The organism is Hansschlegelia zhihuaiae, from assembly GCF_004103825.1.
GTDB lineage: Bacteria > Pseudomonadota > Alphaproteobacteria > Rhizobiales > Methylopilaceae > Methylopila > Methylopila zhihuaiae.
On sequence record NZ_RYFI01000008.1, the window covers coordinates 1 to 25,229 of the forward strand.

The following is a 25,229-nucleotide window of genomic DNA, read 5'->3' on the forward strand; positions in this document are numbered from 1 at the left end:
GCGACAGGCGTGGCGGCGGTGCGAAGCGGCTGCCCCATCAGACGGAGAACTCCCAGGCGATCAAAAAACTGACTGCGGTCCGTCCACCGAGCCGCGATCCACTCTCTACCACTTCCGTTAAGAGCCCGCACCTCGGCAGGGCGAGGCGAAAAGCAGCGCAACATTTTGTTAACCATGCCGGTTTCATGGTCGTTAACCATGACGCCGCGTCCCGGGCGCGCGGCCTCGCGGTCGAAGGAAGACATGTCCCGCCGCCGCGCGATCCTCCAGGCCGTACTTGTCGCCTCTACGGTCCTGTCCGCGGCCGGCGCGCGCGCGCAGGACGCGCCCGGCGACGAGCCGTTGCGGCGGCTTGACGCGAACGCGCTCGCGGGCGGGGAGGGCGGTCTGGCGGGCGGCGACTACGGCGCCCAGCCGACCGAGCAGCAGCCGCTCGCCGGCGGCGACTACGGCATCGCGAGCCGGCCGGAGAGCAGCGCCGCGACCATCGCCCCGACGATCCTGTCCGACCCGCTCGGCGCAGCCCCGCGGGGGTTCCGGCCGGTCCGACTTCCGTCTCCCCGCGGGACGGCCGACGACCCTTACGCGCCGCTCGGCGTCGAGGCCGGTCCCTTCGTCCTGCGCCCCTCGCTGGAGGCCGCCGGCGGCTATGACGACAATCCCGACCGGCTGCCCGAGGGCGGCAAAGGCTCGAGGTTCCTGCGCCTGCGTGGCGAGATCGACGGCCGCACCGACTGGTCGCGTCACGAGGTCGGCATCCGCGCGAGCGGTCAGATCCGAAGATATCTGGACCTTCCCGACCCTGGGTTCGAGCCGGAGGTCAGCGCGGCCGCGACCGGCCGGCTCGACGTCACCGAGCGCACCCAGATCAATTCGGAGCTGCGCGCCTCGCTCGCCGCCTCGCGGCCGGGTGATCCAGAGACCCCCAACAGCGTCAAGGGCGACGAGCTCACCCGGTCGGCCGGCGCGACGCTCGGCGTGGCGCAACGCTTCAACCGCCTGAGCCTGCGGCTCGACGGGCTGGTGGACCGCTACACGGTCGACGACGCCAAGCTCACGGGCGGCGGGACGCTCGACAATTCCGACCGCGCCTACAACGCCTACGAGGCGCGGCTGCGCGCCTCCTACGAGGTGTCGCCGCGGCTCGAGCCCTTCGTCGAGGCGGGGTTCGTCACCCGCGACTACGACAGGAAATTCTCCAACAACGCGATCAACGACGACAATGAGATCGTCGAGGACCGCCGCCGCCTCGGCTCGGACGGCTATGCGCTTCGGACCGGCGCGCGCTTCGAGATGTCGCGGCTCGTCACCGGCGAGGCCGCGGTGGGCTATGGCCGGCAGACGCCGAAGGACAAGAGCTTCAAGCCGATCGAGGGCCTGCTGGTCGACGGCGAGATCGCCTGGGCGCCGTCCGCGCTCACAACCGTGAGGCTGTCGGCGAAGTCAGCCCTGCAAGAGACCACGCTGCAGAACTCGGCCGGCGTGCTGAGCCGCAATCTCGGTCTCTCGGTCGAGCATTTCCTCCGGCGGAACTGGAGCGTCACGGCGAAGGCGAGCTTCGACCGCGCCGACTACAAGGGTTCGGCCCGCATCGACGACGCCTTCACGCTCGGCCTCGAGACTGAATACCGCCTGACGCGCAGCCTCGCGCTGACCGGAAGCCTCGAGAAGCTCTGGCTCGACAGCTCAATCCCCAATGACGACTACGACGCGACGATCATCGAGATCGGCCTGCGGCTGAGGCGCTGAGGCGTCCCTCTTCCCTCGCGCGAGAGATTAGGGTGAGGGCGACGGCGTCGCCTTCTCCCCGGAACGCCGTCGCCCCTCGTCCGACCGGCTTCGCCGTCGGCCGCTTTCTCCCACAAGGGGAGAAAGGAACGCGCCCATCATCGCGACCCGCGCCTGTCGACCAAACCCGGCGCGTCGCGGGACGCATCCCCCTGGACATCCGTAGTCCATATTGTGTTATATTATAACATAACCTATCGGGGATCATCATGGCTCGCACAGGACAGGACGCCAGGGCGCGCCGCAATTGGCGCGTGGTTGGGGGAGCGGCGCTCGCGAGCGTCTTCTGCGCCGGCCCGGCGCCCGCCGAGACGGTCGAACTCGAGGAGATCTTCGTCACCTCGCCGAGCCCGATCGTCGACGAGCGCCGGACGGCGTCCGACGGGGCTTCGGCGCCCGGCGTGCTGCCCGTCATCGACCAGGCTTTTTCGGCCATGACCGTGACGCCGCGGTCCGAGATCGTCCGCGCGCAGCCGAAGACGTTGGCGGACGCGCTTTCGGACCGCCCGGGGATCGCCGGATCGGGCTTCGCGCCGGGCGCCGCCGACCGCCCGATCATCCGCGGCCTCGACGGCCCGCGCGTCCGCATCCTGGAGAACGGGCTCGGCGTCCATGACGTCTCGGCGCTCGGCGAGGATCACGCCGTGCCGATCAATCCGCTGGTCGACGACCGCGTCGAGGTCATCCGTGGGCCGGCGACGCTGCGCTTCGGCTCCGCCGCGATCGGCGGCGTCGTATCGGCCGAGAACCAGCGCGTTCCGGCCTTCGAGCCGCCGGGCGGCTTTTCCGCGGACGCTCTCGCGGGGCTGTCGTCGGTCGACGGAGGGCGGGACGCGGCCGTAAGGATGCAGGCGGGCGCCGACGGCGTCGTGATCCACGCCGACGGCTTCCGGTCGCGGAGCGGAGACTACGACACGCCCGACGGACGGCAGGACAACTCCGCGGCCCGGGCGACGGGCGGCTCGGTCGGCCTCTCGCGCGTCTACGACAGCGGGTTCTTCGGCGTCGCCTACAGCCGCTACGAGTCGCTCTATCACGTGCCGGGCGGGGAGGCGGCCGAGCTCAACACGCGGCTCGATCCCGAGCAGGACAAGCTCCAGGCGCGCGGCGAACATCGCTTCGACGGCGGTCCGTTCGAGGCGGTGCGGTTCTGGGTCAACGGGTCGAGATACCGCCACCGGGAACTCGGCCTCGAGCACGAGCATGAAGACGAGCATGGCCACGAGCATCACGACCATGACGGCCATGGGCACGAGCATGGCGAGGACGGCGTGCACGCGGTCTTCCGGAACCGCGAGACCGAGGGGCGGGTGGAGTTGCAGCATCGCCCGGCGGCATTGGCCTTCGGGATGGTTACGGGCGTGCTCGGCGTCCAGGCCGGCTACCGCGAACTGCGCACGTCGGGCGAGGCCGGATCGCTGATCGCGCCGACCGATTCGCGCAACGTCGCCGCCTATGTGTTCGAGGAGATCGATTTCGGCGGCGGGTTCCGGGTGCAGGGCGCCGGCCGCATCGAGCGGGCGAGCGTCGACGGCGCGGCGACGATCTTCCCCGGCCTCACGCCTGACGGATCGCCGCTCGAGACTGAGAAGCGCGACAGAAGCTTCTCGCCGGTCAGCGCAAGCCTCGCGGCGCTGCAGAGTCTGCCCCACGGGTTCGTGGCGAGCGTCAGCGGCCGCTACAGCGAACGCGCGCCGGCGGCGCTCGAGCTGTTCTCGCGGGGCTCGCACCACGCGCAGGGCCTGTTCGAGATCGGCGATTCCGACCTGGAGCTCGAGCGCGCGACCTCGCTCGAGGTCGGGCTGCGCCGCGCCGAAGGGCTGCTGCGGTTCGACGCCAGCGCCTATGTCACCCGCTTCGACGGCTTCATCTACCGCCGGCTGACCGGCGTGAAATGCGGCCACGACTTCGACAGCTGCGGCGTCGAGGACGAGTTCGACCAGTCCGTCTACTCACAGCGCGACGCGACCTTTCGAGGAGCGGAGATCGCCGCGCAGCTTGACGCGTTCCGCTTCAGCCGATCGACCCTCGGCTTCGACGCGTCCTACGACTTCGTCAGGGCGACCCTGTCGGGCGGCTCCAACGTCCCGCGCATCCCGCCGCATCGCCTCGGCGGCGGGGTCTACTGGCGTCACGACGAGGGGCTTTTCCTCAAGGTCGGGCTGACCCACGCCTTCGCCCAGAACCGGACGGCCGAGTTTGAGACCCGCACCCCCGGCTACGACCGGCTGAAGGCCGAAGCGAGCTGGACGCGCCGGTTCGACGAGCCCGGCGCGCGCCTGAAGGAGGTCACCCTCGGGATCGCGGGAGACAACCTGCTCGACGAGCGCATCCGGAACGCCGCGTCCTTCAAGAAGGACGAAATCCTGCTGCCTGGCGCAAATGTCCGGGCCTTCGTGGCTGCGCGGTTCTGACAGCAGCGAGCGGACTTCGTTTCTCGCTAGGCGACCATAGCGGTCGCGGACCAATCGAGCATCCCACGCGGTCGGCGGACCTGCATCGGTCAGCGCTCGAACGTGCGCGCCGACCGAAAGCCGAGCGCCGCAGGTCACCCCTTGAGCAGCCCCTCGATCTCCTGCCGGAGCTCGCCCGCGATCTCGTCGCGGGCGAGGCCGTAGGCGACGTTGGCGGCGAGGAAGCCGAGCTTCGAGCCCGTGTCGAACACCCGTCCCTTGAACGCGAAGCCCGAGAAGGTCTGGGATTTGGCGAGCGTCAGCATCGAATCGGTGATTTGGATCTCGCCGCCGGCGCCCGGCTTCTGCTTCTCGATCAGGCCGAAGATCTCGGGCTGCAGGATGTAGCGGCCGGAGATCGCGAGGTTCGACTGGGCCGTGCCCTTCTTCGGCTTCTCGACCATCGAGGTCATCCGGAAGCCTTTGCCGACGTCCTCGCCGCGGCCGACGATGCCGTATTGATGCGTCTGGTCGTCCGGCACCTCGTAGACCGAGACGACGTTGCCGCCGCCGGCCTCCTCGTAGACCTCGATCATCTCCGCGAGGCAGGAGCGCTTCGCCTGGTGCAGCATGTCGGGCAGGATCAGCGCGAACGGCTCGTCGCCCACGATGTCGCGCGCGCACCAGACCGCGTGGCCGAGCCCGAGCGGCTCCTGCTGGCGCGTGAAGCTGGTGGTCCCGGCCTTGGGCAGCTGGCCCTTCAGAATCTCCATCGCCTCCGCTTTGTTCCGGCGGGCGAGGGTGTCGTCAAGTTCGTACTGCTTGTCGAAGTGATCCTCGATCACCGCCTTGTTGCGCCCCGTCACGAAGACGAAATGCTCGATGCCGGCCTCGCGCGCCTCGTCGACCACATGCTGGATGACGGGCTTGTCCACCACCGTCAGCATCTCCTTCGGCACCGCCTTGGTGGCGGGCAGGAAGCGCGTGCCGAGGCCGGCGACGGGAAAGACAGCTTTGCGGATCGGGCGAGGCATCGGGTCTCCCTGAGAATCGGCGGCCGCAGATTGGCCGTCTTGGCTTGGTATTTCCGCGCCGTAATTGGGCATTGGACCGTCCCCGTAAAGCCCATGGACGGAAGAACCCTTCAATCACGGCGCCTTGATACCGCAGGGGCCATAGGGTTAACCGGATGCTAACTTCGCCGCGTATCCTGAAAGACACGCACGCAAACCAGAGGCGCGCCCCCGGCGGCGAGCCTGGACCAGCGGAGGGATCGTCATGAGCCGCATGCGCCGCTTCGGACTGATCGGACTGGCGTTCGCCGCGGCCGTCGTCGCCAGCCCCCCGGCTTTCGCCCAGGAGGCGCGCTTTCAGGCCTTCGTCGCGAGGCTGAAGCCCGACGCCATGAAGGCGGGCGTCAGCGAGGCGACCTTCGAGCGTGCGTTCCGCGGCCTGAAATACGACGCCGAGGCGATCGAGAAGTCGAAGGTCCAGCCCGAATTCCGGCAGACGATGGCGCAATATGTCGACACGCGTGTGTCCGACACGCGGATCGCCAAGGGCCGTGAGAACCTGCAGAAATACGGGGCGGTGCTGACGCGGCTCGAGCGCGCTACGGGCGTCGACCGCTTTGTGATCCTCTCGGTCTGGGGGCTCGAGACGAATTACGGCGACCAGATGGGCGGCCACAACGTCGTCGACGCGCTGGCGACGCTCGCCTGTTGCCAGAGCCGGCGGCCCGACTTCTTCCGGCGCGAGCTGATCGCGGCGCTGGTGATCCTCCAGCAGGGACATGTCGCGCCCGAGAACATGATCGGCTCCTGGGCCGGCGCGATGGGCCATACGCAGTTCATGCCGACGAGCTTCAAGTCCTATGCGGCCGACGGCGACGGCGACGGCAGGCGCGACATCTGGACCTCGGTGCCCGACGCGCTCGCCTCGACAGCCAATTACCTCAAGAAGCACGGCTGGCGGAACGGCGTGAGCTGGGGCTACGAGGTCTCGCCGGGCACGGCGCGCCGCGTCGACGGCGGCGCTCTGCCGGCCGCGGCCGCGAAGCGCTTCGCGCCTGCTGGCGCGAACGGCCCGACCTTCATGCTTTCGGGCAATTTCAGGGTCATCAAGCGCTACAACAACGCCGACACCTACGCGCTCGCCGTCGGCCACCTCGCCGACCGCATCCGCGGCGCGGGACCGATCGCGACCGATTGGCCGAACCACGACAAGCCGCTCGACGAGCAGGGCCGCATGGAGCTGCAGTCGCTGCTGGCCAGGCGCGGCTTCGACGTCGGCGCGCCGGACGGCAAGATCGGCCCGGCGACCCGCAACGCCATCATCTCGTTCCAGCAGACGCAGGGCGTCACGGCGGACGGCTACGCGAGCGTCTCGCTGCTGAGGCGGATGAAGACGGCCCGCTGACCGGCGGCCCTCGCGTTGGCCCTCGGGCCGTCGCGTGCTAGATTTGATCTGATGACTAGGCTCGCCATCATCGCGGCGGCGCTGGCCGCCGTCGCGTCGTTCCTCGTCATGGACGGCGACGCCCGCGCGCAGGGCTGGTTCGGACGGTCCTATGACGACAGTCCACCGCGCGGCGAGCGGGTCTATCGCGAGCGCCGCCGCGTCGACGACGACGACTATTTTGAGCGCAGGACGCGCTACTACAGCCGCGACGCCGTGGCGCGACGCAACGCCGAGCGGCGCGGGGGCGTCCGTCGTGAGGAGGCCGAGCCCCGTCGCCAGCCGGGTTTCTTCGAGCGCCTGTTCGGCGGCGGCCGCGACGAGGAGGAGGACTCGAGCTGGCGCGCCCGGGCCGATCCCGGCGCGGTCGAGGTGCGCCCAAAGGTCCGGCGTCCGCGCCGCCGTCCGCCGCCTCCGCCCGTCGAGGCAGCACGACCGCCGGCCCCCGCGGCGCCCGGCGCCCCAGCCGTGGCCGGGGTTCCGCCGGCCGGCGATCCGGCCGGGCAGGCGGCGGCTCCGCCTCCGGCGCCGGTCGAGCCCACGACCTTCGTGGCGGTGATCGGCGACAGCATCGCGGACGGGCTGGCGGCCGGCCTGCAGGAGGGCTTCGCCGATGCGCCCGAGCTTCAGGTGAAGCGCTTCACCAAGCCAAACGCAGGCCTTGTGCGCGCCGACTATCACGACTTCGTCGCTGAGGCCCGCAAGGCGATCGAGTCCGGGCCGATCACCTATGCGGTGTTCGACGTCGGCGTGAACGACCGCCAGCCCTTCCTCGACATCCGCCGCGAACCGCCGCTCTCCGACGAGTGGAAGAAGCGCTACGCCGAGCGGATCGACGCGATGCTGGCGCCCTTCAAGGAGCGCAAGATCCCGATCTACTGGGTGGGATTGGCGGCAAGCGGGAACCGCCGGGCGACCGCCGACCATATCGCCATCAACGCGATCGCTCGCGAGCGCGTCGAGGCCGCGGGCGGAACCTATGTCGACGTCTGGGAGGGCTTCGTCGACGAGGACGGCGTCTACGCCGAGGTCGGGCCCCAGCTCGACGGCCAGATCGGGCGGCTCCGGATGGACGACGGGGTGCATTACTCGAAGGCTGGCGCGCGCAAGCTCGCGCATTACGCCGAGCAGGAGATCCGCAAGGTCTTCCAGCCCAAGCCCGCGACGCCGGACCCGGCCGTCGCCGCGATCTCGCCGGAAGCCGGCCCGAACGCCGCGCAGCCGCCTGCGGCGGAGCAGCCGCGTCCGATCTCCAGCCCGGTGATGGTGCTGACCGCGCCGCGGCGATCGCAAGGCGGCGCGCTTGCTGCCGCGACCCCGCTGCCGGTCCCGGCGCGCGACGCCTCGGCCTCGGCGGCGCGCGTGCTGGTGAATGGCGAGGCCCCGGAGGCCGATCCCGGCCGGATGGACGATCACCGGTGGCCGGGGGCGGAGAGCCCGAAGCCGCAGCCGGCGTCGGTCGAGAGCAAGCCCGTCGCGCCGGCGACCGCTGAGGCGAAGCCAGAACCGGAGCAGCTGTCCGCGCCGCCCTCGATCACCGATCCCCGACCGATGGCGGAGCAGCCGCAGCATTGATTCCGGAGCGGCGGGTTTTCGGGACTTTGAAGGGGCGCCTCGGGCGCCCTTCCCGTGTCAGGATGGCGGCATGAGCGACTCTGCGCAGCATAAGGCGAACGTGATCGCCTTCTATAAGCTGATGTTCAACGACTGCCGGCCGCGCGAGGCGATTGAGCGTTACTCCGGCGCCGAGTACATCCAGCACAACCCGCATGTGGCGACCGGCAAGGACGGCTTCATCGCCTATTTCGAGCGCATGGCGCGCGAGTGGCCGGGCAAGCGGGTCGAGGTGAAGCGGGCGGTCGCCGAGGGCGATCTGGTCGTGCTGCATTGTCTTCAGCACTGGCCGGGGGACCATGACTATGCGGCCATGGACATCTTCCGGCTCGACGGCGCCGGCAAAATCGTCGAGCACTGGGACGTGCTGCAGGTCCTGCCCGAAAATTCCGCCAACCCGAACGGGATGTTCTGAGCGGCGGGGCTGTTCAAATCGAGGCGGAGAAACTCAGCCCGTCATCCCGGCCGGAGTGCCGGGATCCATTGCCGCTGTCGTTGCCAAGCTATTGAGAGCGCATCGTTTATGGATTCCGGGACAAGCCCGGAATGACGCTTCTGCCTGGGGCGTGCCACCTGACTGGAACGGTCTCAGCGTTACGTAGCGCCCTTCGCCGCCTCACCGCGGCAGCGCCGTCGAGCCCATCAGGAAGATGTCGATTGCGTGCGCGGCCTGACGGCCCTCGCGGATCGCCCAGACCACGAGCGACTGCCCGCGGCGCATGTCCCCGGCGGCGAACACTTTCGGATTTGAAGTCACGTAGCTCAGATCGTCGGCCAGCACGTTGCCGCGCTTGTCGAGCGCGACCCCGGACTCCTCGACGAGCCCCTGCATCATCGGCCCGCGGAAGCCGAGCGCAATGAAGACCAGGTCGGCCCTGATCGTGAACTCGGTGCCCTCGATCGGCTTGCGCTTGGCGTCGGCGCGGGCGCAGCGGATGCCCGTGACCTTGCCGTCGCGGCCTTCCATGCCGAGCGTGACCGCCGCGAATTCGCGCTCCGCGCCCTCTGCCTGCGAGGACGAGGTGCGGAACTTCATTGGCCAGTAGGGCCAGGTCATCAGCTTGTCTTCGATCTTCGGCGGCGTGGGCCGGATGTCGATCTGCGTGACCGTGATGGCGCCCTGCCGGAACGAGGTCCCGATACAGTCGCTCGCCGTGTCGCCGCCGCCGATCACCACGACATGCTTGCCGCCGGCGTCGACATGCTCCTCGGGAATGTCGTTCTCGAAACCGACGCGGCGGTTCTGCTGCACCAGGAACGGCATGGCGTAGTGCACGCCCTTGAGGTCCTGGCCGGGCAGGCCCGGATCGCGCGGGTCCTCGGCGCCGCCCGCGAACAGCACGGCGTCGTGCTCGTCGACGAGCTCGGAGACGGCCATGTCCTTCCCGACATTGACGCCGTAATGGAAGGCCACGCCCTCGGCCTCCATCTGCTCCACGCGAAAGTCGATGTGCCGCTTCTCCATCTTGAAGTCCGGGATGCCGTAGCGCATCAGGCCGCCGGCCTTCGGCTCGCGCTCATAGACGTGGACCTCGTGGCCGGCGCGGGCGAGTTGCTGGGCGGCCGCCATGCCGGCGGGGCCGGAGCCCACCACGGCGACGCGCTTGCCGGTCTTGTGCGCCGGCGGCTCCGGCGGCACCCAGCCATTGGCGATCGCCTTGTCGGCGATCGCCTGCTCGACCGTCTTGATCGCGACCGGGATGTTCTCGAGGTTCAGAGTGCAGGCTTCCTCGCACGGCGCGGGGCAGATGCGGCCGGTGAATTCGGGGAAGTTGTTGGTCGAGTGCAGGTTGCGCGCGGCCTCCTGCCAGTCGTCGGCGTAGACGAGGTCGTTCCAGTCCGGGATCTGGTTGTTGACCGGGCAGCCCTGCGGCCCATGGCAGAACGGGATGCCGCAATCCATGCAGCGCGCGGCCTGCTTGGCGACCTCCGCGTCCGAGAGCGGCAGCGTGAACTCGCGAAAATGCCGAATCCGGTCGGAGGCCGGCTGATACCGCGCCTCCTGCCGCTCGATCTCAAGAAAACCAGTGACCTTGCCCATTCGCGGTCTCCTCCGGGGAGGCCCTTTCTCTGCCGTTTCGTCATCTCGGCCGCGGGCGCGGGACGCGCCGCAGAGCCGGGATCGCGAGACGAATTAAACCAGTTCTGAAGACGATCCCGGATCGGCCTATAGGCCGTCCGGGATGACGAGGCTACCCTGCCCGTCGCCTCACTCCGCGGCCTGCGGCATGCGGCGTTTCTCGAGCTCCTGCAGCGCCCGGCGGTACTCGACCGGCATCACCTTGACGAACTTGTTCCGGTAGTTGGCCCAGTCGTCGAGGATCTGCTTGGCGCGGGCCGACTCGGTGTGGGTCATGTGCGCGGTGATGAGCTGCTTCAGCCGCTCCTCGTCGTGCCGCGTCATGTCCGGGTCGACCTGGATGCGGCCCTTGAATTCGAGGTCGCCGCCATGGTGGTGGAGCTCCTGCATGAGCTCCTCCTCCTCGGGCACCGGCTCGAGGTCGACCATGGACAGGTTGCAGCGCGCCGCGAAGTCGCCGGCCTCGTCCAGCACATAGGCCACGCCGCCCGACATGCCGGCCGCGAAATTGCGCCCGGTGCGGCCGAGCACCACGACCACGCCGCCGGTCATGTATTCGCAGCCATGGTCGCCGGCGCCTTCGACGACCGCGATCGCGCCGGAGTTGCGCACTGCGAAGCGCTCGCCCGCGACGCCGCGGAAGTAGCACTCGCCCTCGATCGCGCCGTAGAGCACGGTGTTGCCGACGATGATCGACTCTTCCGCGACGATGCCGGCGTTCTTCGCCGGCCGGATGATGATGCGCCCGCCCGACAGGCCCTTGCCGACATAGTCGTTGGCCTCGCCCGTGAGATCGATGGTGACGCCCGCCGCGAGGAACGCGCCGAAGCTCTGGCCGGCGGTGCCGGTCAGCTTCACGATCACCGTGTCGTCGGGCAGGCCCGCGCTGCCGTAGCGCCTGGCGATCTCGCCCGAAAGCATGGCGCCCGCCGATCGGTTGCGGCTGACGATCTTGCGCTCGATCACCACCGGCTCGCCGTTCTCGATCGCGGGCCGCGCGGCCTCGATCAGGTCGCGGTCGAGCACCTTTTCGAGGTGGTGGTCCTGCGCCTCGGCGTGGCGGATCGCGACGTCGGAGCCGACCACGGGCTTGGCGAACAGCCTCGAGAAGTCGAGGCCGCGCGCCTTCCAGTGGCCGATCGCCTCGCGCTTGTCCAAGAGGTCGGAGCGGCCGGTCACGTCGGCGAGCCTGGTGAAGCCCATCTCGGCGAGCAGGCCGCGCACCTCCTCGGCGACGAAGAACAGGTAGTCTATGACGTTCTCGGGCGTGCCCTTGAAGCGCTTCCGAAGCACCGGGTCCTGGGTCGCGATGCCGACCGGGCAGGTGTTGAGGTGGCACTTCCGCATCATCAAGCAGCCGGCCGCGATAAGCGGAGCCGTCGAGAAGCCGAACTCGTCGGCCCCAAGCAGCGCCCCGACCAGCACGTCGCGGCCGGTGCGCAGGCCGCCGTCGACCTGCAGCCGCACGCGGCCGCGCAGCCGGTTCATGACGAGCGTCTGCTGGGTCTCGGCGAGGCCGGTCTCCCACGGGCCGCCGGCGTGCTTCAGCGAGGTGAGGGGGCTCGCGCCGGTGCCGCCTTCGAAGCCCGAGATCGTGATGTGGTCGGCGCGCGCCTTGGCGACGCCGGCCGCGACCGTGCCGACGCCGACCTCGGAGACCAGCTTCACCGAGATGCCCGAGGACGGATTGACGTTCTTCAGGTCGTAGATGAGCTGCGCCAGATCCTCGATCGAGTAGATGTCGTGGTGCGGCGGCGGCGAGATCAGACCGACCCCTTGGGTCGAGCGGCGCACCTTGGCGATCGCGGCGTCGACCTTGTGGCCGGGCAGCTGGCCGCCTTCGCCGGGCTTCGCGCCCTGCGCCACCTTGATCTGGATCATGTCGGAATTGACCAGGTACTCGGCCGTCACGCCGAAGCGGCCCGACGCCACCTGCTTGATGGCCGAGCGCTTGGAATCGCCGTTGGCGAGCGGCCGGTAACGCTCCGGCTCCTCGCCGCCCTCGCCGGTGTTGGACTTGCCGCCGATGCGGTTCATCGCGATGGCGAGCGTCTCGTGCGCCTCGCGCGAGATCGAGCCGAACGACATCGCGCCGGTCGAGAACCGCTTGACGATCTCGGATGCGGGCTCGACGTCGTCGATCGAGACCGGCTCGCGGCCGCGCTCCTTGGCGTTCCGGATGCGGAACAGGCCGCGCAGCGTCAGCAGCCGCTCGGACTGCTCGTTCAGCTCGCGCGCGAACTCCTCATATTTTGCGTAGGAGCGCGTGCGCACGGCGTGCTGCAGGTCGGCCACCGAGGTCGGCGACCAGGCGTGGTCCTCGCCGCGGATGCGGTAGGCGTATTCGCCGCCGACGTCGAGCGCAGTGCGCAGGATCGGAACGTCCGAGAAGGCGAGCATGTGCCGGCGAACGGTTTCTTCCGCGACCTCGGCGAGGCCGACGCCGCCGACCGGGGTCGCGGTGCCGAAGAAGAACTTGTCGACGAACTCCTTCGAGAGGCCGATCGCGTCGAAGATCTGCGCGCCGCAATAGGACTGGTAGGTCGAGATGCCCATCTTGGACATGACCTTGAGCAGGCCCTTGCCGATCGATTTGATGTAGCGGGCGCGCACCTCGACCGCGTCGACGCGCTCGGGGAAGTCGAGCGCCTGGTGCATCTGCTCCAGCGTCTCGAAGGCGAGATAGGGATTGATGGCCTCGGCGCCGTAGCCCGCCAGCACCGCGAAATGGTGCACTTCGCGCGGCTCGCCGGATTCGATGACGAGCCCGACCGAGGTTCTGAGGCCCTTGCGGATCAAATGGTGATGCACCGCCGCGGTCGCGAGCAGCGCGGGGATCGCGATCCGCCCCGGCCCGACCAGCCGGTCCGACAGCACCACGATGTTGAAACCGCCATGCACAGCGGACCGCGCGCGTTCGCAGAGCCGCTCGATCGCGTCCTCCATGCCGGCCGCGCCCTTCTCGGCCGGGTAGGTGGTGTCGAGCGTGCGTGACTGGAACTGGCTCTCGGCGAGGTCGTCGATCGCACGGATCTTCTCCAGATCCTCATTGGTGAGGATCGGCTGGCGCACCTCAAGCCGCTTCTTCTTCGACGCGCCCTCAAGGTCGAAGAGGTTCGGGCGCGGACCGATGAACGACACGAGGCTCATCACGAGCTCCTCGCGGATCGGGTCGATCGGCGGGTTCGTGACCTGCGCGAAGTTCTGCTTGAAGTAGGAGTAGAGCAGCTTCGACTGGCGCGAGAGCGCCGACAGCGGCGTGTCGGTGCCCATCGAGCCGACGGCTTCCTGTCCCGTGGTCGCCATCGGCGACATCAGCAGCTTCACGTCCTCCTGAGTGTAGCCGAAGGCCTGCTGGCGATCGAGCAGGCTCGCCTGCTTGCGCGGCGCGGCGGGGGCCGCGTCCGGCAGGTCCTCGAGCACGAGCTGGGTGCGCTTCAGCCAGTCCCTGTAGGGACGCGCGGTGGTCAGGCTCGCCTTGATCTCCTCGTCGGAGACGATGCGGCCCTGCTCGAGGTCGATCAGCAGCATGCGGCCCGGCTGCAGCCGCCACTTGCGGATGATCTTCTCCTCCGGCACGGGCAGCACACCCATTTCGGAGGCCATCACCACGAGGTCGTCGTCGGTCTGGAACCAGCGCGCGGGCCGCAGGCCGTTGCGGTCGAGGGTCGCGCCGATCTGGCGGCCGTCCGTGAAGGCGATCGCGGCCGGCCCGTCCCACGGCTCCATGACGGCCGCATGGTACTCGTAGAAGGCGCGCCGGTCCTCGTCCATCAGCGGGTTGCCGGCCCAGGCCTCCGGCACCAGCACCATCATGGCGTGCACCAGGCTGTAGCCGCCGCGAACCAGGAATTCGAGCGCGTTGTCGAGGCAGGCGGTGTCGGACTGGCCCTCATAGCTGATGGGCCAGAGCTTCGAGATGTCGTTGCCGTAGAGTTCCGAATCGACCGAGGCCTGCCGCGCCGCCATCCAGTTGACGTTGCCGCGCAGCGTGTTGATCTCGCCATTGTGCGCGACCATCCGGTAGGGATGGGCGAGCGACCAGGCCGGGAAGGTGTTGGTCGAGAACCGCTGATGCACGAGCGCGAGCGCGCTCTCGAAGCGCTCGTCGCGCAGGTCCGGATAGTAGGACGCCAGCTGGTCGGCCAGGAACATGCCCTTGTAGACGATGGTCCGGCAGCTGAGCGACACCGGGTAATAGGCCGAGCCCGCGGGGCTCGCGCCATAGACCTCGTTCGAGACGATCTTGCGCAGGATGAACAGGCGGCGCTCGAACTCGTCCTCGTCCTCGATCGAGGGCGCGCGGCCGATGAACACCTGGAACTGCGTCGGCTCGGTCGGCTTCACGCTCTCGCCGAGCGAGGAGTTGTCGGTCGGGACCTCGCGCCAGCCGAGCAGCGTGTGCCCCTCGCTCGCGATGGCGCGCTCGAGCGCCGTGCGGATGGACTCGAGCGCCGCGGAATCGCGCGGGCCGAAGCCATGGCCGACCGCGTAGTGGCCAGGCTCCGGCAGCGAGAAACCGAGCCGCTCGGCCTCCGCCGCGAAAAATCTGTGCGGGATCTGCACCAGCATGCCGGCGCCGTCGCCGGCGCGCGGGTCGGCGCCCACGGCGCCGCGATGCTCGAGATTCTCGAGGATCTTGATGCCGTGCTCGATGATCGTGTGGCTCTTGCGCCCCTTCATGTCGGCCACGAAGCCCACGCCGCAGGAGTCCTTCTCCATGCGCGGATCGTAGAGGCCCTGGGCCTTGGGCATGCCGGGATCGATCACGGTCAGGCGACGCGTCGCCGCGTCCTCCGCGCGAGGCAGACTTCCGGTCTTGATCGTCTCAGACATGGCGATCCCCATGATCCGGTCTTGCAGGCAAAACGCCCATGCATGTTTTGCGCCGAAGGCGCGGCGCGGCCGGAGCCATGCCGGCGGATTGCTCCGACGTCTTCGCCCCGGCGAAACTGGTGACGAGCGGCCATCGCCGCAAATGGACAGCCTTGCTGTCCTATTCCGGCGTCTTTAATCAGAAAACGGTCGGCCGGTAAAGCGCCAGCGTCAAGGCGTCATTGGACGGACGAGGCGGTGTGTATAGATTGGGCGTCCGATACACATGGAGGCCGCGGTGCGGACCAACATCGACATCGACGAGGCGCTTCTCAAGGAAGCGATGGAGGCTTTGGGGCTCAAGACCAAGAAGGCGGCGGTGGAGGAGGCCCTTCGGCGCTTGATCGCCACCGCCCGCCGCCGTCGCGCCATCGAAGAGCTTCGCGGGCTCGGCTGGGAAGGCGACCTCGACCAGATGCGCCGTGAAGAGCCGGCCGAGCCGCTTTGATCGTCGTCGACAGCTCTGTCGTCATTGCGCTGGTCCGGGATCAGGCCGGCCCGAAGGTAGACCGGCTGAGGCGCGACATCGACGCCGACGACGTCATCGTCGGGGACGTCGTGCTTCTCGAAGTGCTGCGCGGCGCCCGCGACGAACGCCATGCTGAGCGTCTTGAACGACTCTTGGGAACATTCGTCTTCGAGCGCATGCTCGATCGATCCATCGCTGTGAAGACCGCGGCGAATTATCGGCGTCTGAGATCCGTAGGCGTTACGGTCGATAAGACGACGAATCTGATCATCGGGACGTTCTGCATCGAACGCGGCTATTCGCTTCTCCATCAGGATCGCGATTTCGACCCCATGGCCACGCATCTCGGCCTGCGGCTCGCATGACCGCCGCTTTGAGAAGCTGAGCCCTAAATTTCACGTCGAGCCAACCAGCCCATGAACCTCGTCAGCGACAACATCGCGCCCGCCCATCAGGCGGTCCTCGGGGCGCTCGCCCGAGCCAACAGCGGACCGGCGCGGCCTTACGGCCACGACGAGGTCAACGCCCGCGTCGAATCGATGCTGTCCGAGGTGTTCGAGCGCGAGGTCGCGGCCTTCCTGGTGACGACCGGCACGGCCGCGAACGCGCTCTCGCTCGCCCAGATGACGCCGCCCTGGGGCGCGGTGATCGGACACGAGGAAGCGCATGTCATGCACGATGAATGCGGCGCGCCGGAATTCTTCACCAACGGCGCCAAGGTGGTGGGCGCTCCGGGCCTCGATGGCAAGCTGACGCCTGAATCGCTCGGGTCGCTGCTCGGGCGCGACTTCTGGACGCCGCCGACCCATGTCGCGCCCAAGGCGCTGACGCTGAGCCAGGCGACGGAGGCCGGAACGGTCTATCGCGCCGGCGAGGTCGCGGCGCTCGCCGAGATCGCACGCGAGAAGGGACTGCGCGTCCACATGGACGGGGCGCGTTTCGCCAATGCGGTCGCAAGCTCGGGCCGCACCCCCGCGGAGCTCACCTGGAAGGCCGGCGTCGAGGCGTTGTCCTTCGGCTTCACCAAGAACGGGGCGATGGCGGCCGAAGCGATCGTCCTGTTCGCGCCGGACCTCGTCGAGAACCTCGCCGAGCGCCGCAAGCGCGGAGGGCACACCTGGTCCAAGGGCCGTTTCGTCGCGGCCCAGATCGAGGCGCTGCTCGAAGGCGGGCTCTGGCTCGATCTCGCCCGCCGCGCCAACGCCAGCGCCGCGAAGCTCGCGCTCGGCCTCGAGGCGCGGGGGCTGAAGCTCGCCTTTCCCGTCGAGGCCAACGAGGTCTTCGTTTGGCTGCCGCGGCCGCTGCACGAGGCGCTGCAGGCGCAGGGCGCGGCTTATTACGTCTGGACCAGCCGGTCGGTCGCGCCCGCGCGGGCGGGCCGCGACGGCGAGACCATGGCGCGGCTGATCGCCTCCTTCGCGACCGAAGACCGCGAGATCGACGCCTTTATTTCGGCGGTCGGGGCGGCGCCCGGACGCACAAAAAAGGCGTCCCGGTCGCCCGGGACGCCCCTGTTCTGAAGTTGGGACGAGAGACGGATCAGGCCGCCTGCTTGTCCTCGACCGCCCTGGTCTCGATCGTCGCGACCTTGGGCGCGCCGATCGGAATCGTGCGGGGCTTCTTGGCCTCCGGGACCTCGCGGACGAGCTCGATATGGAGCAGGCCGTTCTCGAGGCTCGCGCCGGTCACCTGCACGTGATCGGCGAGCTGGAAGCGGCGCTCGAAGGCGCGCGCGGCGATGCCCTGATGGAGCACCTCGCCCTTCTTCTCGTCGGCGAGCTTTTCGCCGCGAACGGTGAGAGAGCCTTCCTTGACCTCGATGTTCAGGTCGTTCTCGCCGAAGCCCGCCACCGCCACGGTGATGCGGTATTCGTTCTCGCCGACCCGCTCGATGTTGTAGGGCGGGTAGCCGGGAGACGTCTCCGCGCCGCCCGCGACATTGTCGAGCAGCGAAAACAGCCGGTCGAAGCCGACGGTCGAGCGGTAAAGCGGGGTGAGATCGTAGCTGCGCATTCTGGTATCCTCCTGAGCGAAGCGACACTGTGCCGGCCCGCCGGTCTGGCCGGGCCGTTTTCGTCAATGATCGCAGCCGTTTGGCCTGCGACGAAGAAGAGATGGTGAGGGCGATGGCGCCGTTCAAGAGCCTCGTCGCGCGGACAGGGCCGAACGCGCGGGCGGCCACGGAGCAGCGCCTCGCCGCCGCCTCGGAACGGGCGCGCCGGCTGGTCGATCTCGTCATGCGCAAGCCCGAGGCGGATCCGGCGCCGACCCGCACCTTCCGCCCGGCGCGCGAGGGTCTCGTCGCCGCCTCCGGCGTCCCGCTGCCGGACGGCGCGAGGACGCGCACGATCGTGACGCCGGACGGCGTCCATCTGCGCTGCGCCTTCTGGCGGCCGGAGGGCGCTGCGCGCGGCACGGTCTGCGTGTTCCAGGGCCGCGCGGAGTTCATCGAGAAATATGGCGAAGTCGCGGGCGACCTGCTGAAGCGCGGCTTCGCGGTCGCGGCCTTCGACTTCCGCGGGCAGGGCGGCTCCGCGCGGCTCACCCGCAACCCGCTGAAGAGCCATGTCGAGGATTTCGACGATTACCGCGCCGACGCCGAGGCGATGATGCGCCAGGTGGCCTTCGCGAGCTGCCCGCCGCCTTTCTATGCGCTGTCCCATTCGATGTCGGCGCCGGTGCTGGTGTCGCTCGCGCTCCGCCAGCCGCAATGGTTCGAGCGGATCGTGCTGGTCGCGCCGATGGTCGGCCTGCCGCTCGATCGCGTCGAGTTCTTCGCGCGCGGCCTCGCCACGGGGCTCGGGCGGCTCGGTTTTTCCGGCGCCTACATCCCGAGCGGCACCAACCGCGTCATGGCGCTGAGGCCCTTCGAGGTGAACCCCGTGACGTCGGATGCCGCCCGCTACGCGCAGTCCCGGGCGCTGATCGCCCAGGCGCCTGATCTTGCGCTCGGCTCGCCGACCATCGGCTGGGTGCACGCCGCCTTCCGCGCCATGACCGCGACCGCCCTGCCGGGCGTGCCGGAATCCTTTCGCGTCCCGACGCTCGTGCTGTCCGCCGCGCGTGACCGCATCGTCGACCCGCGCGCCAGCGACCGCTTCGCGGCCCGCATCCGCGGCGGCGGCCACCTGATGGTGCAGGGCTCGCGCCACGAGATCATGATGGAGCGCGACGACGTGCGCGAGCTGTTCTGGGCGGCGTTCGACGCCTTCGTGCCGGGGACGCGCGAGTTCGGCTGACCGGTCAGCCGCCCGCCGGATCGGCGCCATAGGCGTTGTCGCCCTTCGTGCCCCGGACGAAGCCGAGATAGACGAACAGCGCGAGGCCGACGACGCTTGCGAGCGTCATGGCCGGCAGGCCGACGCCGAGATACTGCCCGAGCGAGCCGATCGCCGCGCCCGCTGCGAGCGCGCCGAGGCCGGCCCAGCCGTTCCGTCCATGGTCATGGAAGCGCCGCACCACGAGCGACGCCGAGATCCATGCGCCGAGCCCGATCGCAAGCGCGGACAGGAGCACGAAGCCCGCCGGAGAGCTCGGACGCAGCCCGAGCGCGCAGAGCCCCAACAGGCCGACCACGAAGCCGGCGCTGGCCGAGCGCAGCCAGTAGGACTTCCGTCCGATCCGGCCCTTGAAGGAGAGATAGCCGCCTGCGAGCCGCCCGAGCATTGTCAACACTCTCTACGCGCGAGCCCGGCTGCGGGCCTCAGAGGCGCGACAGCCTTTCGAGCGCGGCCTCGTGAAGCCGCCGGTCCCCGGCCGCCACGATTCGCCCGCCGTCGGCGGCCGAACCGCCATCCCAGGTGGTGATCACGCCGCCCGCGCCCTCGACGATCGGGATCAGCGCCACGATGTCGAACGGCTTGAGGTCGGCCTCGACCACCAAATCGAGATGGCCTGCCGCGAGCATGGCGTAGGCGTAGCAGTCGCCGCCCCAGCGCGTCTGCCTGACATCGGCCGCGACCCTGTCGAACGCCGCCCGCTCGGCCTCGGCGAACATGCTGGGCGAGGTCGACATCAGCATCGCGTCGCCGAGGCGGGCGCAGGAGCGCGTCCTCAGCCGCCGCTCGCCGCCCGGCCCCCGATAGCGCGCCGAGGCGCCGTCGCCGGAGAACGTCTCGCCCACGAAAGGCTGGTGCATCAGGCCGAAGCACGGCCGCCCGCGGCGTGTGAGGCCGATCAGCGTGCCCCAGATCGGCAGACCGGTGATGAAGGAGCGGGTGCCGTCGATCGGATCGAGCACCCAGACATATTCGGCGTCTAGGCCGAAGTCGCCGTGCTCCTCGCCAATGATGCCGTGCTCCGGAAAGGTCTTTCGAATCAACGCCCGCATCACGCTTTCGCCGGCCTTGTCGGCAGCAGTGACGGGATCGAAGCCCGCGCCTTTCGCCTTGTCCTCGACGCCGAGCGAGGTTCGGAAGAACGGGAGGATTGCTTCTCCCGAGGCCGTCGCGAGCCTGTCCACGAAGGCGGCGAAATCGACGGCGGTCATGAAAAGCCTCGGGGTCGTTGGTGGGGCCTGGCCCACGCCGGACCCATTTCGCGCGACGTGTATATGGCCCAGGCGGTGCGGCCGAACCGGCCAAAAAAAATCGCCGGACATTGCGACAGGCGGTCGCAGCCGGCGATCAGATCGATTAGCCCTTGATTTTTGTGCGGCGCGGCCGCATCTTATTGCAGCGCGGCATTGCGATCTTCCGATCGTGCTGTCGCTGCCCTCCTTGGGCGTTTCCTCCCTAGACTTGGGCCGTTCGCCTCGTGCGGACGGCCCTTTTTTCTTGGTCTCGTCCAGGCGCGGGGACATTGGCCGCAACCGGGACGGATTGCAAGGATTTTTCCTATGAGACGATCGGCCTAGCCGACCGAGGCCCTATTCGGCCGCGGCGCGTAGCCCGCCGAGCGTGCCGAGGGGGGCCGTCGCGACCCGCCGGGCGACGATCGCGAGCTTCTGCCTGAGTTCCTCGAATCCGGCGTGTTTCTGGTGCGAGCGCTCATCCATATAGAGCGCGCGGTTGATCTCGATCTGCAGCGCGTGGAGGTCGCTCGCCGGCGCGCCATAATGCTCGGTGATGTAACCGCCGGCATAGGGGCGGTTGCGCACCGTCTCGAAGCCAAGCGCCCGGAACTCCTGCTCCACGAGGTCGATGATGGCGGGCGAGCAACTCGCGCCGTAGCGGTCGCCCAGCACGACGTCGGCGCGCGTGCGGTCGTCGCGCGAAACGCCGACCGACGGCATCGAATGACAATCGATCAGCAGCGCGACTCCAAACGTCCGATGCGCGCGAGCGACGAGCCGTCTGAGCGCCCGATGATAGGGCTTGTAGATGCACTCGATGCGGTCGAGCGCCTCGTCCACCGGCAGCCGCGTCCCGTAGATCTCCTGCTGCTCGCCGACGATCCGCGCGATCGTGCCGAGGCCGCCCGCGACCCTAAGCGAGCGCGTGTTTGCGAAGGGCGGCAGGCGGCCTTCGAACATCCGCGGATCGAGCTCATAGGGCTCGCGGTTCACGTCGAGGAAGGCGCGCGGGAAATGCGCGCGCATCAGCGGCGCGCCGAATGTCGGCGCGCAGGCGAACAGTTCGTCGACGAAGGCGTCTTCGGAGCGCCGCAGCGCCCGCGGGTCGAGCCGCGAGGAGGCGAGGAAGCTCGCCGGATAGCGTGCGCCGGAATGGGGCGAGTTGAACGTCGCGGGCGACGACCTGACGGCCGGTTCGACGATCTCGAACGCCGGCTCCAGATCGTCAAGATCGTCGCGGGCTGTCACGTCCGCTGCGCGCCTCTTAAGGTTTTTGTCCAAGAGAAGCATCACCCATTTGGACGACGGATGTCCATCTCCCCGATCGGCGAAACGATCTGTTTACCAAACAACCGCCTTATGGAATGAATCGCGCCGAGCCGCGACGCGCCCGCCTTCGCCTTGAGTCGAAAGTCCGTGAATCCAAGCTCCAAGATCCTGCTCGCCGAAGACGACGATGACATGCGCCGCTTCCTCGTGCGGGCGCTCGAGAACGCCGGCCATTCGGTCGTCGCCTTCGACAACGGCCTGTCGGCCTATCACCGTCTCCGCGAGGAGCCGTTCGAGTTGCTGCTCACCGACATCGTGATGCCGGAGATGGACGGGATCGAACTCGCGCGGCGCGCCACCCAGCTCGACCCCGACATCAAGGTGATGTTCATCACGGGCTTTGCGGCGGTCGCGCTCAACCCCGATTCGCAGACCCCGAAGGACGCCAAGATCCTGTCGAAGCCGTTTCACCTGCGCGAGCTGGTGACCGAGGTCGACAAGCTGCTGGCCGCCTGAGCCGGCCGCGTTCGTCGTGCAGGACTGGCTTCCGCCCGCGCTGATCATAGCCGCGCTCGGCGTCTGGGCGTCGGGCGCGCTGGACCGGCCGGGCTTCGAGGGAGCGGGCGAGGGCCTCGCGATCGGCGCCGCGATCTGCGCGCCGGTCTGGATTTTCCACATGTGGCGGCGGGCGCGGGAGCGGCGCGGCGACCGCGACTGAGAGCGGGTCGCGAACCATGCGGCGCGCTTGCCAGCCCCCGGACGATCCGATATAGCCGCGCACTCTGACGGCCCGCCTCCCGCGGCGGTCCGGAACGGTTTGGGCGTGTAGCTCAGCGGGAGAGCACTACCTTGACATGGTAGGGGTCACAGGTTCGATCCCTGTCACGCCCACCACTCGGCTTCATGGGGTCTCCGGAGTGTTCCGGAGGCCCCATTTTCGTTCCGGCGAGGGGAGCCGTCGCTTGCTCCTGCGCTGGTTTCTCGGATCACCTCGGTCGCAGAACGATCCCGCGACCTTGAGCGCGGAAATGCGCCCCGCCGGACGAAGCAGGGCGGGGCGCTACTCGTTCGAACTCTGGTCTGGCGAGGAAACTGTTTAGCGGGCGTCCGCCAGCTCTTGACCCGCGCTTTCAGGCTTCGCCTCGGACTTTCCAGTGACGCACTGGCCGGGGCCAGCGTCGCAGGTCGCTAGATAGCCATGGTAGCGTCCGTCGTCTCCGAGAAAATAGCCGGTGAACGACCCGTCTTCAGAAACGCCCGTCAGGGTGACTTCCGCGTATTTGGGCTGGACCTGGTAGTATTTTCCACCACGATACTGAAAGCCGTGGGTCTTGCCGGCCTTGTCGGTGTATTCTCCGAAGACGTCCTCGCCGAGGTGGCGGGTGACCTTCGTGTTCACAGCGCCGGGGTAGCGATACTTGGTGAACGTCTTGCCCCGGCGCACCCATCCGAAGAGCTTCCCGCCCTTGCCCTCGGCGTAGCCGCCATACTCGTAGTCGGGGCTGACGCCATTGTTGAGATAAGTCAGCGACGTATTGACGGAGCCGGGCGGATCGATCGTGTTGGTTGAGCTCGCGAGATAGCCATGCTGCTGGTCGGTGACGAAGACGCCGGCAGGCACTTCGAAGCCGTGAATCTGGTCCTGGGCAAACGCCATCGTCTTGGTGGCCGATGCGCCGGGCACGATCTGGACCGTCAATTGAGTGAAGCCCGCCTGGGTGTTGAACGCCCGGATCGTGCCGTCCGATACAGTAAAGTACCCGGCGACGTCCTCTTTCTCATTGTTGCTTACCGCCGTCGGCGTGATGTCGTGCTCGCCCTCGCTGTCAGGAAAAGCGAGGCCCTCCACGCCGTCGGCGAGGGGGCGCAGGATAAACGGAAGTAAGTTTCCGTCCGCGGTGTAAGTCCCCACCACCAACCCCGTCGGGCCAATGGCGGTCGGCACGATGTTTTCGTTCCGGTTTGGGCGTGGCGCATAGTACTTCCGGGTCGTTCCGTCCGCATAGCGGAATGTCCGCACTTTCCCATCCGAGTCGGTATAGGAACCGGCGACCTGGCGCGCCGCGTTCACGAACATGGCTTTGGTGTCCACGCTCCCTGGAACATTGATGGCGGTGTAGCGATAGCGCTCGGCATGCGCGGTCCCGCTACATAACACTACCGCGAGGACGAGCAGGGCGCCCTTGACGCCAGATCTGGCCATTTCTTTCTCCCATAAATCATTGATGCGCCATTCACAGGTCGCGCTTATTATTCTGCGCCATGGCGTCAGGGTCGACTTGCCCTGCATTGAAATCAGCGCACGGCAATTTGATCTCGTAAAGTAATCATAAAGTATAAATAACAGATATATTATAATAATAACGGGAACTACTTCCATGTTTCACTCTGGAACTTTTCCCAGCTTATTGGAACGTTGAAGGCCTCGGTTAGGGGCGACCTTTCGGCGCGTCGATCGCAGGGGCGCTCAGAGACGCGTTCGTGTCTCTGAGCCTCCGGCCCGCGCCGGGATGCCAAGCGCCGGCAAGGCCGGGCCGCTCTTATCGGGGAAGATGCGTTTCCAGCAGGCCGAGCCCGGCCTCGACGGTTTTTAGATTGCCGTTGGCGCAGCCCGCGCGAACCCGGCGAAACCCCTCGGTCACGTCGATCGCGCGGGCGACGCGGCTCCGGTCGAGCGCGACGCCGAGCTCGGACATCCGGACCAGATAGGCGTCGAGCAGCGCGTCCTTGTTCTTGAGCTCGAGCAGGAAGCGAAGGTCGGCGCCCGGCAGGCTGCGGGTCGCCTTCTCCCAGTCGAGCACATAGACCCGATCGTCGGGAGCGAACGCCACATTGCCGGGGCTGACGTCATTATGGGTGAACAGCCTCAGCCGGCCGCCGCGGATCGACGCTTTGATATCGTCGCGAGCCTGGTCGACGCGAGCGAGCCGCTGACGGACCGAGCGCCATGCCTCGGGCGACTTGCGCCCGTTCTCTGCGCACCGTTCCTCGAGCCAGTCCGGCGACACGCCGATCCAGCGCGTGCGATTCGGGACGTCGACCGAGCGCACGGCGTTAACGCCTGCGACGGCGCGCACCAGGCGGGTCCGAAGATCCGGCGAGAGGTTCCGAAACGGGATCCGCTCTCCGCCGACATGTTCCGACACCTCGACGGCGAGGTCTTGCGCGGCGAAGGAGCCGAAGCAGAACGGCGCGCAAAAATCTTCGCTGGCGACGTCGTTGAGCCCAGGCGGCGCAGGCGTCAGGCCTCTCCCGGTCTTTACGAAGACCCACAGCCGGTTGCCCGACATGGCGCGGCTCCAGCGGCCCGCGATCTGGCGGCGGACCTCCAGCAGATGCCGGGTGTGGACGCGACTCGCGGCCACGTAGCCGTTGATGTCCGTCCGCGGCGAAGGAACGAGCTCGCTCCGGAGATGCTTGACCGGCGCGCCGATCGAAGCGGCGACCAGGGATTCGACGCCCCGCTTGATCTCGGGTTCGCCGCGAAGCCGGTCGGCGATGCGCCCGAGCTCGAGGGCGGCTTCGCTCCGATCCGCATCCGCGACGAGGCGCGGTCGGCGATCGAGGGACGGTCCGGGCTGCGCGCCGCGCCAGCGCAGCGTCGCGTTCCGCAGGAATGCATGGATGCCAGGCAAGTCGGTCGGAACCCTCTCCGACCGACTGCCCCAGTGGCCGGGTGGGGCCACGATACCGGATCGCGCCGCCGCGCACGGTTATAGTTGCTTGATAATAATAAGAAGCCTTCGCGGGCGCTCGGGGCCGCGCCCTACA

At 68.3% G+C, this 25,229-nt stretch carries 21 protein-coding genes and 1 tRNA gene; 12 read left to right on the forward strand and 10 right to left on the reverse strand.

Annotation, left to right across the window (positions count from 1 at the left end; all coding sequences use genetic code 11):
- Window positions 1-245: hypothetical protein (locus tag EK403_RS22705; protein WP_206659518.1), on the reverse strand; the 245-nt coding region annotated here is incomplete at its 3' end.
- Between EK403_RS22705 and EK403_RS09460 the strand changes: the two genes are divergently transcribed.
- Window positions 244-1,749, forward strand: a complete 1,506-nt coding sequence (locus EK403_RS09460; RefSeq protein WP_164919561.1) for an outer membrane beta-barrel protein — start codon at window positions 244-246, stop codon at window positions 1,747-1,749. The genes EK403_RS22705 and EK403_RS09460 overlap by 2 nt on opposite strands.
- A gap of 248 nt (window positions 1,750-1,997) precedes the next feature.
- Complete coding sequence (locus EK403_RS09465; RefSeq protein WP_128777255.1) at window positions 1,998-4,202, forward strand: TonB-dependent receptor; 2,205 nt, start codon at window positions 1,998-2,000, stop codon at window positions 4,200-4,202.
- Between the two features lie 134 nt (window positions 4,203-4,336).
- Here the strand turns inward: EK403_RS09465 and galU are convergent, their stop codons facing one another.
- Window positions 4,337-5,215: a UTP--glucose-1-phosphate uridylyltransferase GalU gene (galU, locus tag EK403_RS09470; RefSeq protein ID WP_128777256.1), complete on the reverse strand. Its 879-nt coding sequence runs from the start codon at window positions 5,213-5,215 to the stop codon at window positions 4,337-4,339.
- 244 nt (window positions 5,216-5,459) lie between these two features.
- Here galU and EK403_RS09475 point away from each other — a divergent pair, with 244 nt between their 5' ends.
- The 3 genes from EK403_RS09475 to EK403_RS09485 all read left to right on the forward strand — a co-directional run bounded on the left by EK403_RS09475 (window position 5,460) and on the right by EK403_RS09485 (window position 8,667).
- A complete protein-coding gene (locus EK403_RS09475) occupies window positions 5,460-6,599 on the forward strand; it encodes a lytic murein transglycosylase (protein WP_206659519.1) in 1,140 nt (379 codons plus the stop codon).
- A 51-nt stretch (window positions 6,600-6,650) separates the two neighbouring features.
- On the forward strand, window positions 6,651-8,213 hold the full coding sequence (locus tag EK403_RS09480; protein WP_128777257.1) for an SGNH/GDSL hydrolase family protein: 1,563 nt from the start codon (window positions 6,651-6,653) through the stop codon (window positions 8,211-8,213).
- A gap of 70 nt (window positions 8,214-8,283) precedes the next feature.
- Window positions 8,284-8,667 carry a nuclear transport factor 2 family protein gene (locus EK403_RS09485; protein ID WP_128777258.1) on the forward strand — a complete coding sequence of 128 codons (384 nt, stop codon included), beginning with the start codon at window positions 8,284-8,286 and terminating at the stop codon, window positions 8,665-8,667.
- Window positions 8,668-8,868: 201 nt separating this feature from the next.
- Here EK403_RS09485 and EK403_RS09490 read toward each other — a convergent pair whose 3' ends face one another.
- Together EK403_RS09490 and gltB are read right to left on the reverse strand one after the other, a co-directional pair.
- A complete protein-coding gene (locus EK403_RS09490; protein WP_128777259.1) occupies window positions 8,869-10,293 on the reverse strand; it encodes a glutamate synthase subunit beta in 1,425 nt (474 codons plus the stop codon).
- A 168-nt stretch (window positions 10,294-10,461) separates the two neighbouring features.
- Window positions 10,462-15,168, reverse strand: a complete 4,707-nt coding sequence (gene gltB, locus EK403_RS09495; RefSeq protein ID WP_128777260.1) for a glutamate synthase large subunit — start codon at window positions 15,166-15,168, stop codon at window positions 10,462-10,464.
- A gap of 265 nt (window positions 15,169-15,433) precedes the next feature.
- Between gltB and EK403_RS09500 the strand changes: the two genes are divergently transcribed.
- Genes EK403_RS09500 through EK403_RS09510 form a run of 3 tightly spaced genes read left to right on the forward strand, consistent with a single transcriptional unit; the run spans window position 15,434 to window position 17,196 of the window.
- Window positions 15,434-15,655 carry a type II toxin-antitoxin system VapB family antitoxin gene (locus tag EK403_RS09500; RefSeq protein ID WP_428979591.1) on the forward strand — a complete coding sequence of 74 codons (222 nt, stop codon included), beginning with the start codon at window positions 15,434-15,436 and terminating at the stop codon, window positions 15,653-15,655.
- Window positions 15,652-16,041 (forward strand): type II toxin-antitoxin system VapC family toxin, encoded by a 390-nt coding sequence (gene vapC / locus EK403_RS09505; RefSeq protein ID WP_128777261.1) that lies wholly within the window; start codon window positions 15,652-15,654, stop codon window positions 16,039-16,041. The genes EK403_RS09500 and vapC overlap by 4 nt, the downstream gene beginning before the upstream one ends.
- 51 nt (window positions 16,042-16,092) lie before the next feature.
- Window positions 16,093-17,196, forward strand: coding sequence for a threonine aldolase family protein (locus tag EK403_RS09510; RefSeq protein ID WP_128777262.1), 1,104 nt, complete (start codon window positions 16,093-16,095; stop codon window positions 17,194-17,196).
- Window positions 17,197-17,215: 19 nt separating this feature from the next.
- On the opposite strand, the gene EK403_RS09515 is transcribed toward EK403_RS09510, so the two are convergent.
- Window positions 17,216-17,689 carry an Hsp20 family protein gene (locus EK403_RS09515; RefSeq protein WP_128777263.1) on the reverse strand — a complete coding sequence of 158 codons (474 nt, stop codon included), beginning with the start codon at window positions 17,687-17,689 and terminating at the stop codon, window positions 17,216-17,218.
- Between the two features lie 113 nt (window positions 17,690-17,802).
- On the opposite strand from EK403_RS09515, the gene EK403_RS09520 reads away from it, so the two are divergent.
- Complete coding sequence (locus EK403_RS09520; RefSeq protein ID WP_128777264.1) at window positions 17,803-18,915, forward strand: alpha/beta fold hydrolase; 1,113 nt, start codon at window positions 17,803-17,805, stop codon at window positions 18,913-18,915.
- A 4-nt stretch (window positions 18,916-18,919) separates the two neighbouring features.
- On the opposite strand, the gene EK403_RS09525 is transcribed toward EK403_RS09520, so the two are convergent.
- The 3 genes from EK403_RS09525 to EK403_RS09535 all read right to left on the reverse strand — a co-directional run bounded on the left by EK403_RS09525 (window position 18,920) and on the right by EK403_RS09535 (window position 21,479).
- Window positions 18,920-19,342: a DUF805 domain-containing protein gene (locus tag EK403_RS09525; protein ID WP_128777265.1), complete on the reverse strand. Its 423-nt coding sequence runs from the start codon at window positions 19,340-19,342 to the stop codon at window positions 18,920-18,922.
- A gap of 37 nt (window positions 19,343-19,379) precedes the next feature.
- A complete protein-coding gene (gene hisN / locus EK403_RS09530) occupies window positions 19,380-20,165 on the reverse strand; it encodes a histidinol-phosphatase (protein WP_128777266.1) in 786 nt (261 codons plus the stop codon).
- A 378-nt stretch (window positions 20,166-20,543) separates the two neighbouring features.
- The gene (locus tag EK403_RS09535; RefSeq protein WP_128777267.1) at window positions 20,544-21,479 is read right to left on the reverse strand and encodes an N-formylglutamate amidohydrolase; all 936 of its coding nucleotides are present in this window, start codon (window positions 21,477-21,479) and stop codon (window positions 20,544-20,546) included.
- A 126-nt stretch (window positions 21,480-21,605) separates the two neighbouring features.
- Here EK403_RS09535 and cpdR point away from each other — a divergent pair, with 126 nt between their 5' ends.
- The 3 genes from cpdR (at window position 21,606) to EK403_RS09550 (ending at window position 22,352) form a co-directional block, all read left to right on the forward strand.
- Window positions 21,606-21,974: a cell cycle two-component system response regulator CpdR gene (gene cpdR, locus EK403_RS09540; protein ID WP_020177486.1), complete on the forward strand. Its 369-nt coding sequence runs from the start codon at window positions 21,606-21,608 to the stop codon at window positions 21,972-21,974.
- 16 nt (window positions 21,975-21,990) lie between these two features.
- Window positions 21,991-22,176 carry a hypothetical protein gene (locus EK403_RS09545; protein ID WP_128777268.1) on the forward strand — a complete coding sequence of 62 codons (186 nt, stop codon included), beginning with the start codon at window positions 21,991-21,993 and terminating at the stop codon, window positions 22,174-22,176.
- Between the two features lie 101 nt (window positions 22,177-22,277).
- Window positions 22,278-22,352 (forward strand) — tRNA-Val (locus EK403_RS09550).
- Between the two features lie 202 nt (window positions 22,353-22,554).
- On the opposite strand, the gene EK403_RS09555 is transcribed toward EK403_RS09550, so the two are convergent.
- On the reverse strand, window positions 22,555-23,838 hold the full coding sequence (locus EK403_RS09555; RefSeq protein WP_164919562.1) for a hypothetical protein: 1,284 nt from the start codon (window positions 23,836-23,838) through the stop codon (window positions 22,555-22,557).
- 160 nt (window positions 23,839-23,998) lie between these two features.
- Window positions 23,999-25,093, reverse strand: coding sequence for a phosphotransferase (locus EK403_RS09560; RefSeq protein ID WP_128777270.1), 1,095 nt, complete (start codon window positions 25,091-25,093; stop codon window positions 23,999-24,001).
- Between the last annotated feature and the right edge of the window lie 136 nt (window positions 25,094-25,229).

Excerpts from the sequence above, each read along its gene's own strand:
- EK403_RS09525 (WP_128777265.1), bottom strand. The coding sequence starts at position 19,342 with ATGCTCGGGCGGCTCGCAGGCGGCTATCTCTCCTTCAAGGGCCGGATC.
- galU (WP_128777256.1), bottom strand. The coding sequence starts at position 5,215 with ATGCCTCGCCCGATCCGCAAAGCTGTCTTTCCCGTCGCCGGCCTCGGC.
- EK403_RS09510 (WP_128777262.1), top strand. The coding sequence starts at position 16,093 with ATGAACCTCGTCAGCGACAACATCGCGCCCGCCCATCAGGCGGTCCTC.
- EK403_RS09465 (WP_128777255.1), top strand. The coding sequence starts at position 1,998 with ATGGCTCGCACAGGACAGGACGCCAGGGCGCGCCGCAATTGGCGCGTG.
- EK403_RS09460 (WP_164919561.1), top strand. The coding sequence starts at position 244 with ATGTCCCGCCGCCGCGCGATCCTCCAGGCCGTACTTGTCGCCTCTACG.
- EK403_RS09555 (WP_164919562.1), bottom strand. The coding sequence starts at position 23,838 with ATGGAAGTAGTTCCCGTTATTATTATAATATATCTGTTATTTATACTT.
- EK403_RS09480 (WP_128777257.1), top strand. The coding sequence starts at position 6,651 with ATGACTAGGCTCGCCATCATCGCGGCGGCGCTGGCCGCCGTCGCGTCG.
- EK403_RS09515 (WP_128777263.1), bottom strand. The coding sequence starts at position 17,689 with ATGCGCAGCTACGATCTCACCCCGCTTTACCGCTCGACCGTCGGCTTC.
- EK403_RS09490 (WP_128777259.1), bottom strand. The coding sequence starts at position 10,293 with ATGGGCAAGGTCACTGGTTTTCTTGAGATCGAGCGGCAGGAGGCGCGG.
- EK403_RS09520 (WP_128777264.1), top strand. The coding sequence starts at position 17,803 with ATGGCGCCGTTCAAGAGCCTCGTCGCGCGGACAGGGCCGAACGCGCGG.
- hisN (WP_128777266.1), bottom strand. The coding sequence starts at position 20,165 with ATGACCGCCGTCGATTTCGCCGCCTTCGTGGACAGGCTCGCGACGGCC.
- EK403_RS09535 (WP_128777267.1), bottom strand. The coding sequence starts at position 21,479 with ATGCTTCTCTTGGACAAAAACCTTAAGAGGCGCGCAGCGGACGTGACA.
- EK403_RS09485 (WP_128777258.1), top strand. The coding sequence starts at position 8,284 with ATGAGCGACTCTGCGCAGCATAAGGCGAACGTGATCGCCTTCTATAAG.
- gltB (WP_128777260.1), bottom strand. The coding sequence starts at position 15,168 with ATGTCTGAGACGATCAAGACCGGAAGTCTGCCTCGCGCGGAGGACGCG.
- EK403_RS09475 (WP_206659519.1), top strand. The coding sequence starts at position 5,460 with ATGAGCCGCATGCGCCGCTTCGGACTGATCGGACTGGCGTTCGCCGCG.
- EK403_RS09500 (WP_428979591.1), top strand. The coding sequence starts at position 15,434 with ATGGAGGCCGCGGTGCGGACCAACATCGACATCGACGAGGCGCTTCTC.